Below are 18,277 nucleotides of genomic sequence, written 5' to 3' on the forward strand. Positions count from 1 at the left end.
TGCCGACCGGCACGCCCCACCCCGCCCGAACGCCGCCGCACGCGGCGGCGGACCGTCTACCGGTAGTTGGCGAACTGCACCGCGAAGTCCAGGTCCTTGCCCTTGATCAGTGCCTGGACGGTCTGCAGGTCGTCCCGGCTCTTCGAGCTGACCCGCAGCTCGTCGCCCTGGACGAGGGCCTTGACGCCCTTCGGGCCCTCGTCACGGATGATCTTCGCCACCTTCTTGGCGTTCTCCTGGGAGATGCCCTCCTCGATCGTGGCGAAGATCTTGTACTCCTTGCCGGACAGCTGCGGTTCGCCCGCGTCCAGCGACTTCAGGGAGATCCCGCGCTTGATCAGCTTGGACTGGAAGATGTCGAGGATCGCCTTGACCCGCTCCTCGCCGTTCGCCTCCATCAGGATCTTCTCGCCCGACCACGAGATCGAGGCGCCGGTGCCCTTGAAGTCGTAGCGCTGGGAGATCTCCTTGGCGGCCTGGTTGAGGGCGTTGTCGACCTCCTGCCGCTCGACCTTCGAGACGATGTCGAAACTGGAGTCGGCCATGACGTGTGGCTCCTTGCGTCGTATGCGTTGGGGTACGCCGCAAAGCCTAGCCACCCCCGCCGGCGCCGAGCACTGATCAATCAGGTGGCGTAGCACCCCCGGGCATCGGGTATCGTTTACGACGTCGCCAAGGAGCCCCCACAGGGATCCGACGCGTCGTTCGAGGCGGTGTGCCCGAGTGGCCAAAGGGAGCAGACTGTAAATCTGCCGGCTCAGCCTACCCAGGTTCGAACCCTGGCGCCGCCACATGAACGAGAGGGCCCGTGAGCAGCAGAAATGCTGCTCACGGGCCCTCTTTCATGGGCCAGCGCTGATGAGTCCCATAAGTGCCGTAAGTCCCACGCTGTCTCACTGAATCTCGCGTGCTGACCAGCTTGGGTGGGGCAGGCGTGGGGCAGAGTTCGGGGCTACCGCCCGCCCCGCAAGGTCGCTTCGATCCGGGCATTGGCCGTCGCCGCGGCACCATCCAGGCACTTGGCGTAGACGCGGAAGAGAACGGCCACGCTGTGGCCGGCGCGCTGTGCCACCACCTGAGGTTCCACACCGGAACTCAGCCAGGTCGAGACTGCCGCGTGGCGTAGGTCATACGGCCGCTTGGCCAGCGGGGAACTCCGCTGTGCAGGAGTCAGGGCCCGCGAGCGGGCTTCCGCCCACACCTCCCCGTATCCGGTGTCCTGGACCAGCCCACCGCGCTGCGTGCGGAAGAGCCGACCATCAGGCGCGACCCCGTAGACGGTGACGTGCCAGCGGAGCAGAGCGACCAGGTCAGGCGGGATCGGTACGGAGCGCACCGCCTTCCTGGGGCGATGCTTGAGCCCGCGTCGATCGTGTGACGTGCCACTGTCGGTCCAGGCAGCACCTGAGCGTGGGCGGGTCTCACGGAGCCGCAGAGCGCCCCAGCCACGCCGGGGGAGGTCGCAGTCCGAGATGCAGAGCCCGATCACTTCGGCTGGCCGTGCAGCCGCGTAGTACATGCACCCGAAGAACGCCACCAGGCGCCGGCCTCTGGCGCTCTGCGTCCGCACGGCATCGAGGAGGGCGAGCGCCTGGCGAGGGTCAGGCACGGTCGCCGGGTCCAGCTCCTCCTCCACCTGCTCAGGTGCCTTCCACTGGACCTGGGGGAGGGGATTCTGAGATAGGCGCCCGGCGTCGACGGCGTAACCGAGCGCGTTGTGGAAGATCGCCCGCTTCCTGCGAATGGTCGAGGCAGCGGCAGTGGTTCCGTCCAGCTTCTTCGTGAGGGCATCGAGCGCGGCCCGGACGTGCATGCGGTCGGCCAGCGCGGACGTGGGCAGCGACTTGCGCTCGAACCAAGCAAGAACCGTAGCGACTTCGGGTGGGGGCTCCTCCGCCCGCCGTGTCATGTTGAACGCCCAGCCGTAAAGCGCGGTGCGCACGGTCCTGGGGTCGGCCATGCCCTTGGTGTCTGCGACCAGCGCCGGCGCGATGGTCGCCATGGCCTCGGCGAGGGTTCGCCGCGTGGAGCCGGGAGAGTGCGGCCACTTCATCTCGATGTACTGGCGTGCGTGCTGATACCAGCTCACGTCGTTGCGCTGACGCAGCTCCCGAACTGGTACGCCGGTCGCCTCATCGAAGGGTTCGCCTGCGTGGGCCGCTCGGAGCAGTTCCGCCCGTCGTCCCTCGGCAAGTGTCTTGGTGCGGAACGTCTGCGAATGCGGAGTGCCTCCGGTCTTCCACCGGAGTTCCGCGGAGCTCTGGTTACGGTCCTTTCGCTGTCGCACTGCCCAAATCCGTACGTCGTACGTCTGCATATTGCTCCCATGCGAAAGGGGCCCGTCTGCGTGACGGGCCCCATGTGGTTACTGCGGTGGTCTTACGCGGCAGCTTGCTCGCAGGACTTCCACCAGGCGTCCAGGTCGGCGCGACTGACGCGAAGGTGCCCGTTGGGCAGCTTCTGGATGCGGGGCGCCTGGCCGCGGGCGCGCATGCGGTAGAAGGCGGCGCGGCTCATGTCGATCTCTTCGAGGACTTCGGGGAGCTTGAGCATCTTGGGGCGGGCCATGGTGCGACTCCTCTTTGAGGTGGTCTCTTGTCTTCGCTCTGGTGGATCCGCCACGTCCGCCACGCCGCCACATCGCAGGTCAGAGGCCTGCGTTTGTGGCGGATAGCGGTTCTGTGGCGGATAGGTGCCGCCACACCTGTGAAGCGGCGGCACCTGAATGTGCTGGGGTTCAGCCCGCGACCGGGAAGAGCGGTGTGGCGGTTTCCGCAGACATGTGGCGGATGGCTGTGGCGGTATCCGCCACGGATTCACCCCCGCTGACCTGCGGTGTGGCGGACGTGGCGGACGTGGCGGATTCCTCCGGGGGCGGAGGGCAGTACCGGGTCCAGGCGTCCGTGAGGTCTTCCGCGTAGTAGCCCTTGGGAAAGCCGGACGGGGTGCGGATGCCCCGCGGCTTGATGGGCTTGTTGCCAGGGGTGACGTACTGGGCGAGCAGCCGGGCGAGCGTGCGGGAGCTGATCGGTTTGTCGTCCAGGTCTCCCCACGGGCCGTCGTCCATGGCCAGGAGGCATTCGAGGATGACGGCGGTGGGCATGCGGTCCGCACCACAGAAGACCCGGTCCCGCAGATCGGTGAGCAGCCGGACCCCGAGGGATGCTTCGTCGTTGTCGTGGGCCGCGTTGATCAGCTCCAGGCAGGCGGTGCGTGCGCGGGCGGGCCAGTCGCCCCCGGCGGCATCGGCGACGGCGAGCAGTGGTTCCCATACGTCGGCCGGCCGGTCGGTGACTCCCTCGGGCATCTCGGGCCACGCTTCCGCGACCTGGTCGCGGATGGTGTCGGCCCACGCGGCGAGCCGCTCGCGCAGTTCGTGGCCCTGCTTCTCGTGGATGCGCTGCCGGTAGGGCTCCACCTTCTCGTTCGGGGCGCGCTTGCGCATACGGACGATGATCGAGCGGGTCAGCACCGTGTCCGGCAGCGAGCCGAGCCCAGCCATGGCAACGGCGCAGTATGAACCGAAGACCTGCGCGTTCTGGTTGGAGCCCTCTCCCACGCACCGCAGAGCACCGCCGATGCGCCGGTACCCGGCGTTCAGGAAACCGCGTAGCGCTTCGTCCGCGCCTGCCTTCGGGCCGAAGATGGTGTCCACCTCGTCGAAGAGCACGGTGGGCAGCCCGGCGGCGGAGTCGACCAGCCGGTACAGGGCGTTCGCGGATGCCGAGACTGTGCTGACCGGTCGTGGGGTGAGGAGTTCCACGATCTCCAGCGCCCGGGACTTCCCCGACCCCGGCTCGGGCGAGAGGAACGCGATCCGGGGTGTCGTCTCGAAGCACTCCACCAGGTGCGCGTGAGCGTCCCACAGCGTGACGGCAACGTAGGCGGCCTCGGTGGGGAAGACGTTGAACCGGCGGTGGAAGGCTTCCACTTCGTTGAGGAGGGTGGCGCCGTCGAGGGGCGGTGTGTTCGGTGTCGCGTTCATGCGGCGGCGCCTTCCTGATGGGTGCGGAGCGAGCAGAGGTCGCGGTGGCGGGTGTGGTCTTCGATCAGGGCGAGTGCCTTGCGGTGTCCGGCGGCGAACCGGTTACGGCCGCACTCGCAGACGCTGGTCGCGGTGGGGACTGCGCCGCGGGGTGCGGTGATGGTGAGCCAGGCGATGGGGTAGCGGCTGTCTCCGGTGTGCTGGTCAGGGCGGACAGCAGTGGGGACGCCTTCGGCGACGACCTTCGGCGCGCCACTGCCGGATCCGGCGGGGGCCGGTTCGGCGATGCTGGGGTTGGTGGGTGTGGCAGGGAGGCTTTTCAGGTCCTGGCGTTGCTGGGGGCTCATGAGGCGGTCTCCCTCGGCCGGCAGGTCCGGATGGACCAGTTGAGGGCGCTGCGCACGGTGGAGCGGCACTCGGCAGCCGACAGTCCGGCCGACTCACCCGCAACCTGAAAAGCCTGCTCCACCTCGTGCCGGGGGAGGTCGCCCCATGCGACGAAGCGGCCCACGGCCCGGGTACTCCTGAGCAGTTGTGCGTTGCGGTCGCCCTCGGGTGCGGTGGCAACGGCCGCGGTCTCGCGTTGCAGGGCGACTTCGGCGGCCCGGTTGCCGCATCGGGGCACGTGGAGGCGTACCGGCTGCGCGGGCCGCGGTGCGGGCGTGAGAGCGGTCAGCAGCCATGCGGGGAGTTCGGCGACGGGGGCGGGGTCGGTGACCTCGTATGCCTGGCCGTTGACGGTGCTGCCGGGGGCGACGACGTTGCCGCCCCATGCCCGGGTGTCGATCCGCTTGGCCAGCTTCCCCTTGCTGCTGGTGAGCTGGATGGTGGTGGGGGCGGTGAAGTACAGGTGCGCTCCGCCGCTGGGAGTCCGCACCCGGTAGGTGGTGGGGACGGCCTGCCCGGCGCGCTCGCAGAGCGCCTTGAAGGAATCCACACCGGAAGGTGTGTCCGCATCGTCTTCAGGTTTGGGCATGTCGAGGTCGATGACGACCAGCCCCGACGGGCCCGGTGCGATACCGACGTTGAACGCCCGCACCGCCCACGCACCACGGATGCGGTCGGCGTCCAGGGTGGCGCGCTGCTCCCACTTCAGGTGGCCGGTCGTGCAGGCGCCGGTGCGGGTGCAGTGGTCCTCTCCGTGCAGTGCGGGGGCTTTGCCGCCGGGGCGCAGGGGGTGGACGTACCAGCCGAGTTCGGCGGCTCGTAACGCTGCACCGAGCAGCGCGGATCGTGCGTCATGGGTCATGCTGGTTGTCTCCAGTTCTGATGAGTGCTGGCAGACGAGAGCGGCCCCGGGATCATTGGCGTGAGATGGGGGCCGCTTTCGGCGTTCAGCTGTGGAAGCGGTTGGACGTGGGGTGTTGGTCGCACCAGTCCTCGGCGCACACCTTGTGGACCGGTTCGCGGTCGTGGGAGCGCATGGGGGTGGGTTTGCCGCAGAGCACGCACGGCAGGTTCCGGGTGGCGTCGAAGTGGCGGGCGTCCCGTCAGTCCAGGAGCGGCACGACCGGCCCCCGGTTTAGTGGTGGTTGATGGTGCCGTTGGCCTTGCCGAACATCCCGGACGCGGTGATGTTCTGTGTGATGTGCGTCGTGCCCCTCCCGGTGCCGGCCGCACTTCGGCTGAGCCGGAGGAGCATGGGGACGCCGATGGCTGCGGCGGCGATGAGGGCGACGGCGGCCCAGAGGGCTTGGCTCATGGCGATCAGTCCCGGGGCTGCGTAGGAGATTCCGATGCCGGCGGCGGCGACGCCCCCGCCGACCGTCGGCGTGAGCAGGGCGGTGGTCTTGGCCCAGGCCGGGATCGGCTGTGCGACCGGAACCGGCGGCGCGGGCGGGGCCTGCTGCGGGGTGTAGGCGAGGGTTCGGATGCCGCCGGGGAGGGTGACCATCTGGACTCCCGGGGGGATCTCGTGGGGCAGCATCGCGGGGTGTTGGGTGGGCTGCTGGGGGGTGAGGGTGGTGATCTCGTACGTGGGCTCATGCACGACGGGGCTCCTTCAGCAGCGCGGGGGACCACCCCTGAACGTCAAGGTGTGGTCCCCTGCGGCTTGTCGTGTTGCTTGTCGTCCGGCTTGTCGTGTGCCTTGTCGCTTGTCTTGTCTTGTCGCTTGTCGCCTTGCAGGTCACAAGCCGTTTCCGGCCCTCCCAGAGCCACCCAGGGTCCTTCTCCGACCGGTGGCGACAAGCGACAGGCGGTCAGCCCTCGGTGGGGTTGTCGGGGGCGTGCCGACTGTGGACGTAGCGGGCTTTCGTGCCGGTGCCGACGCGGACGGCGGTGCCGTCCTCGGTCCATGTCTTGAGCCAGCCGACGACCGTCTGGCGGGTCGTGCCGTGCGCGTCGGTGAGCGCGCGGGCGATCGCCGACGCCCCGGTGCCGTCCGGGCCTGCGGCGAGGAGCAGGGTGAGGGCGGCCTGGCGGGCGGCGTTGTCCTCGTTCTGCAGCGCCGACAGGTTCAGCCCGCCCGGTGTGGGCGGCTCGGTGTTCGTACCGGGGTGGGAGAACGTCGCGAACTCGGCGTCGATCTGCTCCCGGAACTTCCGGGCCAACGCTTCCTCCGGCGATTCCTGACCGGTCCGCAGAGCCGACAGGTTCAGCCCGCCACCAGCCGCGGGCTGCTCGGCCGGTCCGGCACCGGCGGCCGGGGTGTGCGTGGTGTCCCGCATCCACGCGGTGCGCTCCGGGTTCCACCGGTTCGCGTAGGCGTCGCCCGCGGCCTTGGCGGAGATGGCGTCGAGGGTGGGGTGCATGTTGGTGGTGGCGTGGACGATGTCGCGGATCTGGTTGGGCAGGATCCGCCAGTTCTTGAACAGGGCTGCTGCGGACTCCGGGGTGCCCATGTACCCGGCCCCCTTGTAGGGAGCCTGGTCCGGGCGGAGTCCGCGGGAGCCGGGGAAGACCTTGCTGAGGTCCATCCCTTCGACTTCCCCGCCGGTGAGGCAGACCCGGGCCTTGGCCTCGCGGCGGATCATCAGGTTCCCGAGGACGGACCCGGTGGCACCGAGGGCGGTGAGCACGGTCCGGGCCCCCATGGCGCGCAGCATCCGGATCACTTCGAGGATCTTCTTCGCGAGTTCCTTCATGCTCCGGTCGGTGCTGGTCAGGATCTCGGCGCCCTCGTCGACGACCAGCATGATCTGCGGGATCTTCGCGCTGATGGGGAGCTGGTCGGTGTTCCGCTCGGCCATGAGGTCCTGGTAGGCGACCTTGCGGCGCATCCCGACCGCCAGGGCCGCATCGAGCATCAGCACGGCTTCCTCGTAGGTGGAGGCGAGCCAGTCGATGCCTGGTCGCACTCCTTCGACCGGGGCCCCGTTGGTGTCGAGGGCGGGGCGGACCCAGGGCAGGCCGGCGGATCCGGCGTTCAGGTCGATGACCCAGGTCAGGACATCGGTGGTGCGGGCGAACCCGGCCAGGATGACGTGCACCATGTTCGTCTTGCCGGACCCGGTGGGGCCGACGACCAGCGCGCACTGTTCGCGCAGGAACACGCAGATCTCTTCGGCGTTGGTGCGGTAGCCCCACGGGATCCCGGTGTAGATCGACAACGGACTGTAGTCCGACGGGTAGGTGCGTTCCTCGGAGAGCACGTTGACCGTGGTCACATCGATCAGAACCCGCCCCTGATCGATGCCCTGGGAGGCGACCGCGGTGCAGCCGTGCGGGAGTCGGGCATCGGCGGACAGGGCGGCGGAGTGCTGGGCGATCCGGTCGTATGTGGTTCCGCCGGCGGGGAGTTCGGCGTCGATGGTGAACCCGGTGCCGGTGGGCCAGATCTCCACCGCGAGGATCCGCAGGGTGAGGTTGCAGACCCGCTGGACCCGGTCCACCCACTCCGCAGCAATCGCCCTGCGCTCCGCGGACAGTTCGTGGGAGATCTGACGTTCATCGGCGGCGATGGCCTCCAGCTCCCGCGCCTCCTCGTGGAGCAGGGTGGAGCGGGCGGCGGCGCCGATGCCCACCCCGATCGTGGCCAGCGATCCGAGGGCGGCCCAGGTGAGGGGGCCGGTGGTCATGGCCCAGGTCGTCCATCCGGCGCCTACCAGCCAGGAGGCGGAGCGCAGGGCGATGGTGCGGGCGGAGAGCCGTTCGCGCAGGCTGCTGATGGTGTGGCCGATCGCCCCGGCCGCACCGACCGTGAGGACCCAGCCCGCGGGCATGCCGGTGGCTGCTCCGGTGGTGGCGACGGCAAGGCATCCGGTGGTGGCGGACAAGGCGCCGGTCACGGGTCCGTGACCGGCAGCCCAGTCCCACACCGGCCCCGAAGAGGCGGTGTTGGTGGTCATGTCAGACGTTCCATCCCTTCTCGGCCTCGGCCCCGTTGCGCGGGTCCTCGTGGCGGGCGATGTCCTGCTCGTGGGACTGGCGGAACAGCGGACCCATGTCCTCGGCGACGGCGACGGCGGCCATGAGGGCGCCGAAGATGTCGTTGAAGCCGTCCGCGACGTCCTTCTCCAGCGGGAACTCCGAGTCGGCCCGCTCGGCCAGGACCCGCATCACGTTCGCCACGCTCGTGAGCGCGGCCGGGAGCCCTTCGACCATGGCCAGGATCTCCATGGCGTCCTCGGGGTCGTACTGACCGGCCGCGGACTCCATCTCCGCGGCGTACTCCTCGAACCGGAAACCAGACACGTTCTCTCCCTCACTCGCGCAGATGATGGGTGCTGCTGCCGACGGCAGCCTCTTGGGCCGTGCCGCCGTGTCACTGATCCGGTCGGCACTCTCGGCCGCCTCCCGGTCGACGGCGGCCTCGTCCTCCTGCAGGGCGGCGCATATGGCGTCATCCCGGCGGGTGCGCTGTTCCTCGGCGGTGCAGGTCATCCGGGCGTAGAGGCGACGCCCGGGGTACTGGAGCCAGGCCCAGCCGAGCCTCCGGCCCAGCGGGGTGGACACCATCCCGACCAGTCCAAGAGCCCCAGCGAGCAGGGCGGCGAGCAGGCGGCGTCCCTGGAACCGGGCGGCGGAACGCCACAGAGCCTTACGGGCTGCCCTCCTGACCGGTGCCTTACGCACGTCGTCACGCAGGGCGGCGACCTGCCGGGCAGCCCGCCGGTCGCGCGCCTGGCGGCTGCGCTCGACAGCCGCGCCCCGGGCCGATCCGACCCGGCCCGCGGCCCTGCTCACGGACCGGCCGACCGGCCCCCTACCCGGCATAGAAGCCGACCGGGCCGCGCTCCTGGCACCCCGGCGAGCATCCGCCAGAGACCGCCGCGCCCCGGCCGTGTCAGCCCGGCGAGCGGCCCGCGACGGAGACGACTTGCGGGCCGACTCGCGCAGCGCCTTGACCTGCCCCGCACGACTCGGCGACTTGCCCGGGGCGGCCCCGATGGATCCGTGCTCGGCCGACGACTTCCCAGCGCGGCCCGGGCTGTTCTTCGATCCGCTCGACTTGCCGGTGCCCAGGAGGGAACCAGCAGCACCACGAACGGCCTTTCCTCGACCGCGACCTGCGCTCTTACCGGCGCCGGCATTCCCGCTGCGAGCCTGGCCGGGCACCCGGCCGGATCCGCCGTGACTGGCGGTCCGGCCAACCGATCCGGCCGAAGAGCGGGACGTGCGGCCGGTGGCCTTACGTGACTTGTTGCCGCGGTGCTTGCGGGTCGCCGCCACGGTGCCGAGGACGACGGCACCGGTGGCGGCGACGGCCAGAGCGGCCGGGCCGCCTACGAGCGCGGCGGCGGCGAGCAGGGAGGTGGTGGCGTTGGTGCCGGTCACCGCGAGCGGGACAACCGGCCAGCCGCCCGGGGTGTGCTCCACCTTGGGTGCAGCCGCGGTCGGGGTCGGTGTGGGGTTGGGCTCAAGGGGCGGGATACGGGGCCCCGGGGTGGCTTCGGGGGCCACTACCGGGGTCATGGTGGTGTCGGTCATGCTGAGTGCACTCCTTGTCGGAGTAGGGGCCCGGCCGAATCTGTGGTGGAGAGGGCCGGGCCCTGCTGGTTTTCAGGCGGCGCACTGTTCTTCGGGGAAGGCGCAGGCCACACACATGCCGAGCGAAGTCGGGATGCGATAACCGGCGTCCTGGTCGCAGTTCGAGCAGACCTGCTGAGCGGCATTCGCCTTGGCCAGTGCCGCCCACCGGGCCGGAGTCATCGGCCGGACCGGCTTGGCCCGGTCGACGCGGTAGAGGTAGGCGACCAACGGGCCCCGGCGCCTGCGAGGACGTTCGAGCACGGCGGCGACGTCCTGCCCGCCCGGCCGCAGCCCCTGGGCACGAAGCTGCCGGAAGGTCGCGTAGCCGGGCGGCGCCAGGCGCCACGGGAAAACGGGCAGGGAGTTCACTGGCTCGCGCCTTCAAGCGCCCGGGTCGTCGAGTCGTCGCGCAGTTCCTGGTAGCGGGTGGAGATCCAGCCGACGGACCAGCCGGTCAGCTCGGCCGCAGCCCGCACCGCAAGTCCCGCTTCGAACGCTGCGCGGGCAGTTGCCCGGGCCTTCTCCTCGGACTGCTTCTCCGTGGCGGGGCCGGCCGCCAGGAGCGCGGCCCGATCACGCTCGGCCCGCTCCTGCCGCTCGGCCTGCACACGGCGTTCACGCTCATCGCGCTCACGACGCTCAGCAGCACGGCGTGCGGTGGCCTCTCGTTCGAGGCGTTCACGCTCAGCCTGCTGCTGTTCACGCTCACGTTCACGGCGTTCACGAGTCTCCCGCTCGGCACGCTCCCGGGCCTCGGCCCGCTCCCGCTCCTCCCGCCGCGCCGCTTCCTCCCGTGCCGTCTGTTCACGGGCGAGCAGGGCTTCATGGTCGCGCTGTTCACGCACCAACTGAGCGGCCTGCTCGCGCTCCTCCCGGTCCCGCCGCTCAGCCGTCTCACGGCGCTGGGCGGCGGCCTGCTCGCGCTCTGCCTGCTCGGCTTTCTGCCGGGCCTCCTGAGCGGTCAGGGCGGCGGTGATGGCCTGCCGGTAGGCGAGACCGGTCTCCGCCGTGACGATGAGCAGGAGCGGGGCGACCGCGTGCACGGCCACGCCGACCAGCTCTTTCTTCAACGCGGAGTCGGCCACGTTCAGGGCCAGAGTCATGCACCCGGTCATCCACCGCAGGACCACCGGCCACCGGCCCCCGTGCCCACCCAGGCGGGCCAGAACGGCATCGAGGCGGACCACGATGACGACCGCGGCGTCGACTACGAGGGGCAGGATGGGGGCGGTCCACTTGAATCCGTCCGGTGTGTGCCGCTCCATGAGCGGGGTCACCGTGAGGATCGAGAAGAGCATCGCCCCGGCCACGATCAGCCACGTCCCAACGGACAGTGCCCGTTCCGCTGAACGGATCTGAACGCTGTTCACGGCATGCCCCCGTCCCGTGAACGCACCCGGATCGAAGCCAGCAGCCGCACCGGCGACGCGTCGTCGCCGTGCGTCTCGCTGTACTCCGTCCACTCCCACTCAGCGCCGTCCGTGAACACGAACCCGAGTCCGGTGAGCGCCCGTGAACGCGCACCCACCGTCGGCACGACGGGCGTGGGACCGAAGTCATGCTCCGGCCACTGCGACCCCGGATCGTCCAGCAGAACGACGTACAGACGCCACCAGCCGCCACGGTTGGAACACTGCGCGGTGTACTCCTTCATGCGGCCACCGCGGACCCGGCGGTGGCGCCCGTCGTGGCCGGACGGCTGACCCTGCGGCGCGGGCGCCGGCCGATGGGCTGCGTCTTAAGCGGCAGCGTCCGCAGCAGGCTCGCGGCGTAGGCCGCGGTCTCCGGGTCGCTCTCCCGCAGGTCCGCCAGGACCTCGTGGGCGACGTCCAGCCGCGCGGCCCGCTCCATCGCGGACTCCGTGGCCGAACCGGTGAACAGCTCCAGATCGATCCCCAGAGCCAGCTCAATGAACTCAGTCGCGGTAACAGGCTCGCGACCAGCAACGATGGTCTTCATGGGTCGTGTTCTCCTTCGACGGTGGGACGGCCCAAAGCGGCCCCGGTGTGTCAGCACCGGGGCCGCGCCGTCATGGGTTGGGCTCCCTGCCATTGCGGGGAGCCCGGAAGTGGGTGGGTCAGCCGCGCTTGCCGTGGGTGGCGTTCAGTTCGGCGACGGCGTTCTTGCACTTGCCGGAGCTGATCCGGTCGTAGACCTTCTGGCTCCGGGCGACGGCCTTGGGGGTGGTGAGGTCGGTCGACGTGCTCTTCGGCTGCTGGCCGGACATGCGAACTCCTCATGAGGTGGAAGGTGTGGACCCGGCCGGATATCCCGGCCCCGGCTCCCCTCAGCCCCGCCCGTACGGCACCCGAAAGGGTCCGGACGGGCGGAGGAGGCAACCGGTCGCAGCGGTCGTGGGCGCTGCGAAGTGGTTGAGTAGCGCGGTTGAGCACACGGGACGGTGTCCCGTGCTGCCGCCTGCTTGGGGCACAGGAGAGGCGGCGAATCCTTGGCACGCTGTTCAGTTCTCAAAGAACGGCCGCTTCCTTTGGACCCGTTTCACGGAGCCCTCCGGGCGGTGCGAGCAGGCACGCAGATAAGACCCCGAGAGTTGTAGTCCTGGGACTGCGTGACCGCTAGTGAGACAATGCACCCACAGTCCCAGGACTGTCAACAGTCCTGGGACTGTGTTTGACTGGACAGGTCGAGAGGAGGCTGGAATGGCACCGAAGTGGCGGGAGCTCGCAGACACGCTGGCTGCTCGGATCAGGTCGGGCGAGTACGCCCCTGGTCAGCAGTTGCCGCACATCAGAGAGCTCGTCGAGGCTGGCGAGGGCTCAAAGTCCACGGTTCACGCGGCGTACAAGGCGCTGGAGGCCGAAGGGCTGGTCGCGTCATCGCGTGGGCACGGGACGGTAGTGCGACAGCAGACGCCGCTGAAGCGACTCGGCGTTGCGCGCTACGACAAGGCGAAGTGGCGCGACGGCGACCAGGTGGCGTTCATTGCCGACCGGGTAGCCACAGGCCGGGCCTACCGCCGGGGAGATCAGACGCAGACGGTCTCTCTCATCGAGGCGCCGTCGGCCGTAGCGGAGGCACACGGCCTACCGGTTGGTGCGGATGTCTACGCGCGAGCTCGCCTGGTGAAGGAGGGCGACCAGCCCACACACACCTTGACCAGCTACTACCGGCCCGAGCACGTCGAGGGTACGCGCATCGTCGACCCCACGCCGGGTCCCGCCGGCCGCGGTGGGGGATTCCGTGTCCTGTACGACGCGGGGTACGAGATCGACCACATGAAGGAGCAGCTCTTCGCGCGCGTGCCCACGTCCGACGAGGTGAAGCTCCTGCAGCTGGCCGCCGGCGAATGGGTAGTCGAGCTGCACCGCACCACGTTCACGGCGGACGACACGGTGGTCGAGTTCGCGATCGGCGTCCACGCGGCGTCCCGCTTCGCGTGGGAGTACGACTTCAAGGTGCCCGACTCGGCGCAGGGCGGAAAGGTGGAGCGGTGATCTCAGAGCAGTCCTGGGCAGACGCACGGGTGTTGTGGGACTACCACCAGATGCACCACGAGCTGCGGCCCTGCTCGGTGGCGATCGGCCTGGGCAGCCACGACCTGGGTGTGGCCGACACGACGGCAGACCTCTACAAGCGCGGCATGGCTCCCCTCATCGTCTTCACCGGCGCCACGAGTCCTACGACACGGGAGCGCATGCCGCGCGGGGAGGCCGTGCACTACCGCGATCGTGCGCTAGACCTTGGAGTCCCTAGTTCAGCCGTACTCGTCGAGTCGAAGGCACGCAACACCGGAGAGAACATCCAACTTTCGAGGCTTCTGCTCGACGGGGCGGGAGTGGATGTCGCGTCCGTGCTGCTGATCAGCAAGCCCTACGAGGAGCGGCGCGCTTACGCGACAACGCGAAAGCTGTGGCCGGAGGTCGAGGTCGTGAGCGCATCGATGCCGATGGCGTTCGACCACTACACCGATTCCATCGGGGACAGTCGAATGGTGCTTGACATGCTGGTCGGGACACTACAGCGACTGCTGATCTATCCAGTGCGTGGCTTCGCGATCGAGCAGGAAGTGCCGGACGAGATCACTGCCGCGTACGAACGGCTAATCTCGGCGGGCTTCACAACTCGTCTGATTTCAGAGAAATCATAAACCCGCAATCTCGTCGAATTTTCGGAAAGACCACCTGCGTGCGGAGTGCCCATCAGCTTCCGATGAGAATCATTCTTCCTCTTACGCTCGAATCGTTGGCTTTCAAAAGTTCTGGATGATCATAGAGTTTAGACAGGGCTTGCATGGCGATGTCAATGGAGCGATTCATGTGACCGATGGCGTCTTGATCGCTCGGTTCTGCTGCGCCATGCACGAGTTTACTCCGGATGGAATACAGACTCTTCACCTCGTCGAAGAGCTCTTTTCTGGCTGCGCGATCGTTTGGTTGCAGGAGATGCGCCAGCGCCCCAGAAAGCCGGAACACTACCTCACCCTCCCCAGTGCCAAACATATTCTCCCAGCAGACTACGGCATCCACGAATGCATCCATCGGGGAAAGTCGACTGGATACCGAAGACAGAAGGCGCCGCATGGTCATGTCGAGCTTAGGGGGATGTTCGGTAAGTCGCAGTGACCATGCCTGGACACTCCGAGCCACTTCCTCATCAAGGGCGCAAGAGCCAAACATGGAGACTGGGTTGCGAAGGTGGCTTACGCCGACACTCATTCCATACGCCAGAGGATTAAGGACCGTTGATGCTACTTCGGTTGGTGCAATGTACTTTTCGGCAGGCGACGAAAGCAGCAGTGCCAGTCGCGCAAGGTCAACCGTCCGCCTGAATTTTCTGCGGTGCTTTTCGAAATCTGACTGGTGCGTGTCCCAGCGGGCCCAGTGATCTGCATTGTGGGAGTCGCCTGCAGTCGAACTGGGGCCACGGATGCTTAGCAATTTGATTGGGGCAGAAACCTCTAGAATTGCGGTCACATGCTCGGCGCCCATGAGGCATTGGCTGTCCCGACTGGACGGCTTTCTAATTTCCCCACCCTCGAATTCGATCATGGGAGTGTTGGATAGCTCAATGTGCGCCATGCCGATGAGGCCGGGGATGGCTGTTTCCTTTTTTCGTGCAAGCGTACGAGCCAAGGTCAATGCATTCCGCAATGCGTTAAGAAATTGTTCAAGCGTTGACGGATCACGCAGGCGCAATGTTGAGTAGCGGATTATGCTTTCGGGCAGCATGGCGAGTTGCAGGCCGCCGCCGCTACCATTGGACCAAATTACCTCGGATGTGATGTCGATTCCGTCCCCTTGGTAACTTTCAGAATCTGTTACTCCGGGAAAGAGTCGGTGTAGATCTCGATCTAGCAGAATTTCCTTCACTGTTCTGCGGTGATTTGGATTGTTGAATGTCATTACTCCCGTGAAAGGCATGCGATCATCGCCCGAGGCGTTTGGGAGGAGGAGTTGAGGGTAAGTGTCGACACCCAGGAGTAGCAGATTCATCTCTAGCGAATCATCGCTTTGAATGGTGGGGATTTCGCCGCCACAATGGAGCCGCCAGGCATTTGCGGGGCTAGATCCATGACTTTCGCTGTAGGAAAGAGTTGCGGCTAGATTGAATCGGCGAATTGTTTCATCGCCGGAGTGGGCCTCGATGCCTCGAATGGTCGCTTGTAGGGCTTCGATGACCTCGTTTTGCTGGTTAGTGAATTGGATCCTTCTGTCTGAGAACTCGTCAGTCGATAGGTTTAGGCAGTACTCCATGAAAGTGTTGCCGTAGAAATGCCGTAGCTTCTCCATGCGCGCATCATAGGGCTGGTGCACCCCTCAATGCCATGTAAATGAGTGGGAGGGAACAGATTGGGCGTGACAGGCAAGCACGTGGGGCTATGCCGGAAGGAACCGCTTCGTAACCGGGCGGTGAGGGCGAGGGCCGTGTGACGCCGGTGGAGCCAGGAGATTGCGGGGCTTAACGGAGCGGGTGGTCTGTACGGACTTCCGCCGGATGACTGCAGGCAACTCTCCGGTCCCACAGGTCCATGGGCCGTCTACGGGGGGACTGGCTGACCACGACCCCTGAGCGGGCAGTTCGCCAGAGACTCCTGCGTCACTGCGGCAGTGGCCATCCTGACTTCCCCAGGTGTCCCCCAACGGCGCGGTCCGCAAAGGAATCAGCAGGTCATGCGGGTACGCGGAGCCCGCTGTAAACCTGTTGGCTGCAGTGGGCATCAAGCCGTGCGGGGTGAGCCTGGGGCTACTGAGGTGGGTTAGCGGGAAATTGCAGCTCAGAGGGGGTGGCCTGCGCGGTCTGTAAATCTGCCGGCTCAGCCCACCCAGGTTCGAACCCTGGCGCCGCCACGCGAACAGAGCCCCCGACCAGTACATCTGGTCGGGGGCTCTCTCGTTCTCCGGTGGCCGGGCCGACGGTGTCGGCCCGGCCGGAGGTCAGTTCCCGGCCACGTCCTTCACGGCCACCGTCACGGGCACGTTCCCCGAGATCAGCTCCAGCGTCAGGCCCGCCGTCGCCGGGGTGTCCAGCAGCTCCAGCAGGACCGCCGCCACGTCGTCGCGCGGGACCGGGCCGCGGCCCGTCGAGGCCTGGAGCAGGACCTGGCCCGTGCCGGCGTCGTTCGTCAGCATGCCGGGGCGCAGGACCGTCCAGGCCAGGGCTGCCCGGGAGCGTACGTACGCGTCGGCTTCGCCCTTGGCCCGCAGGTACGCGTCGAAGACCTCGGTGCCGGGATGGTCGGGATCGGCACCCATGGAGGAGATGACGATGTACCGGCGCACGCCCGCGTGCTCCGCCGCGTCGGCGAACAGCACGGCCGCGCCGCGGTCCACCGACCCCTTGCGTTCCGTACCGCTGTTCGGGCCGGCACCGGCGGCGAAGACCGCCGCGTCCGCGCCGCGCAGGGCCTCGGCAACCTCCTCGGCCGAGGCCGATTCGAGGTCCAGGACGAGGGGCTCGGCGCCCGCGGCCCGGAGGTCCTCGCTCTGCTGCGGGTTGCGGATGATGCCCACCGCTTCGTCGCCGCGGGCGGCGAGCAGCCGTTCCAGTCGTAGTGCGATCTGACCGTGTCCACCTGCAATGACAATGCGCATGCCTCCGACCGTACGCCCGAGCGCGCGCTCGTGCTCAAGGGCTGCCGCCCGGGCCGGAATCGGCGCGTCCCTGGCGGGGGAGGTCCAGGGCGGCGACGGCCTCCGAGTCGCAGTACTCGCGTACGGCGCTGGTGCGCGCCACCACCCGCCCCCGGTGCACCACGATCCTGCTGTACGCGAGGGAGAGCGCCCCGGAGAGCTGGTCCCCGCGTACGGCGAGGAGATCGGCGGGGAAGCCGGCCTCGACGCGGACGTCGGGCAGGCCCATGACCGCCCGCGCGGTGGTGGAGACGGCCTCGTAGGCGTGCTCGGGGGTGAGCCCGCTCCGGGAGGCCAGGAGGTAGGCGGCCTCCAGGGGGTCACCGCGGCCCACCGGGTTGGCGGTGTCGCGCAGGGCGCCGCTGCCCGCCGCGACCCGCACTCCGGCGGCCCGCAGGAGGCGCACCGGAGGGGTACCGCGGAGCCGCGCACCGGAACAGCCGCCCTGGGGGAGGCAGATCACCGTCACGGCCGCGGCGGCGAGACGGTCGGCGGCACGGGCCGCCGCGTCGCCGGGGAGCCGGGAGAGGCCCGCACAGGGCCCCAGGGAGACGCGGGGGCGGAGCCCGCCCGCCATGGCGGCGAGCCGGGCCAGTCGTACGGGGTCGTCGGCGTCCGTGTGGAGGTCGACCGGGCGGCCGCGTTCCGCGCCGAGGCCCAGCACCGCCTCCGCGTAGCCGGACGGGTCGGGGTCGAGGTCGGGGCAGCCGCCGATGACGCCCGCGCCCATGTCCAGCGCGTCCCGGAGCACGGCGAGGCCCTCCGCCCCCGCCACACCGGTGAGCAGCCGGGGCGCGGCGACGGCGGAGACGTCGGTGAGTCCGCGCAGGGAGCGGCGGGCCGCCAGGACGGCTTCGAGGGAGGCGAGGCCCTGCACGTCCCCGACGCGCACGTGGGCGCGCAGGGCGGTGGCCCCGTGGCTGAGCTGGAGGAGGGCGGCCTCGGTCGCGCGGCGCCGGACGTCCTCGGGGCGGTGGGAGACGGGGCCGGCGGCCGAGGCGGTGAGCGCCGTGTCGCCGTGTGCGTGGGGTTCGGCGGGGGCGGGGAGCAGCAGATAGCCGCGCAGGTCCAGGCGTGTGCCCCGGGTGGTGAGGCTGCCCGCGGTGCCGACCGCCTCGATGAGCGGCCCGTGGATCCGGACGTCGACCGTGCGCCCGTCGGTGAGCCGGACCCCGCAGAGCAGGAGCGCCGACGTGCCGGCCGGGGCGCCGGGGGCGGTTTCGCCGTTGTCGGGCCGCCGCGGCGGGCTTTCGGGCATCGCGCTCCTGGGAGGGGGTGCAAGATCACG

At 68.8% G+C, this 18,277-nt stretch carries 19 protein-coding genes and 1 tRNA gene; 3 read left to right on the forward strand and 17 right to left on the reverse strand.

The annotated features are described in order from the left end of the window. Positions 1-56: 56 nt before the first annotated feature. Positions 57-545, reverse strand: coding sequence for a YajQ family cyclic di-GMP-binding protein (locus OG927_RS19440; protein ID WP_056796691.1), 489 nt, complete (start codon positions 543-545; stop codon positions 57-59). 164 nt (positions 546-709) lie between these two features. On the opposite strand from OG927_RS19440, the gene OG927_RS19445 reads away from it, so the two are divergent. Beyond that, a tRNA-Tyr gene (locus OG927_RS19445) sits at positions 710-791 on the forward strand. 161 nt (positions 792-952) lie between these two features. Here the strand turns inward: OG927_RS19445 and OG927_RS19450 are convergent. The 13 genes from OG927_RS19450 to OG927_RS19510 all read right to left on the reverse strand — a co-directional run bounded on the left by OG927_RS19450 (position 953) and on the right by OG927_RS19510 (position 12,125). Further along, positions 953-2,317: a tyrosine-type recombinase/integrase gene (locus tag OG927_RS19450; RefSeq protein WP_330320535.1), complete on the reverse strand. Its 1,365-nt coding sequence runs from the start codon at positions 2,315-2,317 to the stop codon at positions 953-955. Positions 2,318-2,379: 62 nt separating this feature from the next. Continuing rightward, the gene (locus OG927_RS19455; protein ID WP_103517788.1) at positions 2,380-2,568 is read right to left on the reverse strand and encodes a helix-turn-helix transcriptional regulator; all 189 of its coding nucleotides are present in this window, start codon (positions 2,566-2,568) and stop codon (positions 2,380-2,382) included. Between the two features lie 169 nt (positions 2,569-2,737). Beyond that, positions 2,738-3,985: a DUF3631 domain-containing protein gene (locus tag OG927_RS19460; RefSeq protein WP_330320536.1), complete on the reverse strand. Its 1,248-nt coding sequence runs from the start codon at positions 3,983-3,985 to the stop codon at positions 2,738-2,740. Further along, entirely contained in the window at positions 3,982-4,332 is a 351-nt protein-coding gene (locus OG927_RS19465; RefSeq protein WP_330320537.1) for a hypothetical protein, read from the reverse strand. Before OG927_RS19465 ends, OG927_RS19460 begins: the two co-directional genes overlap by 4 nt. Then, positions 4,329-5,234, reverse strand: coding sequence for a bifunctional DNA primase/polymerase (locus OG927_RS19470; protein ID WP_330320538.1), 906 nt, complete (start codon positions 5,232-5,234; stop codon positions 4,329-4,331). Before OG927_RS19470 ends, OG927_RS19465 begins: the two co-directional genes overlap by 4 nt. A 273-nt stretch (positions 5,235-5,507) precedes the next feature. Then, the gene (locus tag OG927_RS19475) at positions 5,508-5,975 is read right to left on the reverse strand and encodes a hypothetical protein (RefSeq protein ID WP_330320539.1); all 468 of its coding nucleotides are present in this window, start codon (positions 5,973-5,975) and stop codon (positions 5,508-5,510) included. A 211-nt stretch (positions 5,976-6,186) separates the two neighbouring features. Next, on the reverse strand, positions 6,187-8,274 hold the full coding sequence (locus tag OG927_RS19480) for a hypothetical protein (RefSeq protein ID WP_330320540.1): 2,088 nt from the start codon (positions 8,272-8,274) through the stop codon (positions 6,187-6,189). A gap of 1 nt (position 8,275) precedes the next feature. Next, positions 8,276-9,856, reverse strand: coding sequence for a hypothetical protein (locus OG927_RS19485; protein ID WP_330320541.1), 1,581 nt, complete (start codon positions 9,854-9,856; stop codon positions 8,276-8,278). Between the two features lie 72 nt (positions 9,857-9,928). Next, a complete protein-coding gene (locus OG927_RS19490) occupies positions 9,929-10,267 on the reverse strand; it encodes an RRQRL motif-containing zinc-binding protein (protein ID WP_330320542.1) in 339 nt (112 codons plus the stop codon). Next, positions 10,264-11,268: a DUF2637 domain-containing protein gene (locus OG927_RS19495; RefSeq protein ID WP_330320543.1), complete on the reverse strand. Its 1,005-nt coding sequence runs from the start codon at positions 11,266-11,268 to the stop codon at positions 10,264-10,266. Before OG927_RS19495 ends, OG927_RS19490 begins: the two co-directional genes overlap by 4 nt. Next, a complete protein-coding gene (locus OG927_RS19500) occupies positions 11,265-11,552 on the reverse strand; it encodes a DUF6303 family protein (protein ID WP_330320544.1) in 288 nt (95 codons plus the stop codon). Before OG927_RS19500 ends, OG927_RS19495 begins: the two co-directional genes overlap by 4 nt. After that, positions 11,549-11,857, reverse strand: a complete 309-nt coding sequence (locus tag OG927_RS19505) for a hypothetical protein (RefSeq protein ID WP_330320545.1) — start codon at positions 11,855-11,857, stop codon at positions 11,549-11,551. Before OG927_RS19505 ends, OG927_RS19500 begins: the two co-directional genes overlap by 4 nt. A gap of 118 nt (positions 11,858-11,975) precedes the next feature. Beyond that, positions 11,976-12,125 (reverse strand): hypothetical protein, encoded by a 150-nt coding sequence (locus tag OG927_RS19510; protein WP_330320546.1) that lies wholly within the window; start codon positions 12,123-12,125, stop codon positions 11,976-11,978. Positions 12,126-12,558: 433 nt separating this feature from the next. Between OG927_RS19510 and OG927_RS19515 the strand changes: the two genes are divergently transcribed. After that, positions 12,559-13,353, forward strand: coding sequence for a GntR family transcriptional regulator (locus OG927_RS19515; RefSeq protein WP_330320547.1), 795 nt, complete (start codon positions 12,559-12,561; stop codon positions 13,351-13,353). Next, a complete protein-coding gene (locus OG927_RS19520; RefSeq protein WP_330320548.1) occupies positions 13,350-14,006 on the forward strand; it encodes a YdcF family protein in 657 nt (218 codons plus the stop codon). Before OG927_RS19515 ends, OG927_RS19520 begins: the two co-directional genes overlap by 4 nt. A gap of 52 nt (positions 14,007-14,058) precedes the next feature. On the opposite strand, the gene OG927_RS19525 is transcribed toward OG927_RS19520, so the two are convergent. The 3 genes from OG927_RS19525 to OG927_RS19535 form a co-directional block, all read right to left on the reverse strand. Then, the gene (locus OG927_RS19525) at positions 14,059-15,648 is read right to left on the reverse strand and encodes a hypothetical protein (RefSeq protein WP_330320549.1); all 1,590 of its coding nucleotides are present in this window, start codon (positions 15,646-15,648) and stop codon (positions 14,059-14,061) included. Between the two features lie 645 nt (positions 15,649-16,293). Next, a complete protein-coding gene (locus OG927_RS19530) occupies positions 16,294-16,950 on the reverse strand; it encodes an SDR family oxidoreductase (protein ID WP_124281401.1) in 657 nt (218 codons plus the stop codon). A 34-nt stretch (positions 16,951-16,984) separates the two neighbouring features. Beyond that, positions 16,985-18,247, reverse strand: a complete 1,263-nt coding sequence (locus OG927_RS19535) for an amidohydrolase family protein (RefSeq protein ID WP_330320550.1) — start codon at positions 18,245-18,247, stop codon at positions 16,985-16,987. Positions 18,248-18,277 lie beyond the last annotated feature (30 nt).

It is taken from the genome of Streptomyces clavifer (genome assembly GCF_036345975.1).
Classification (GTDB): Bacteria; Actinomycetota; Actinomycetes; order Streptomycetales; family Streptomycetaceae; genus Streptomyces; species Streptomyces clavifer.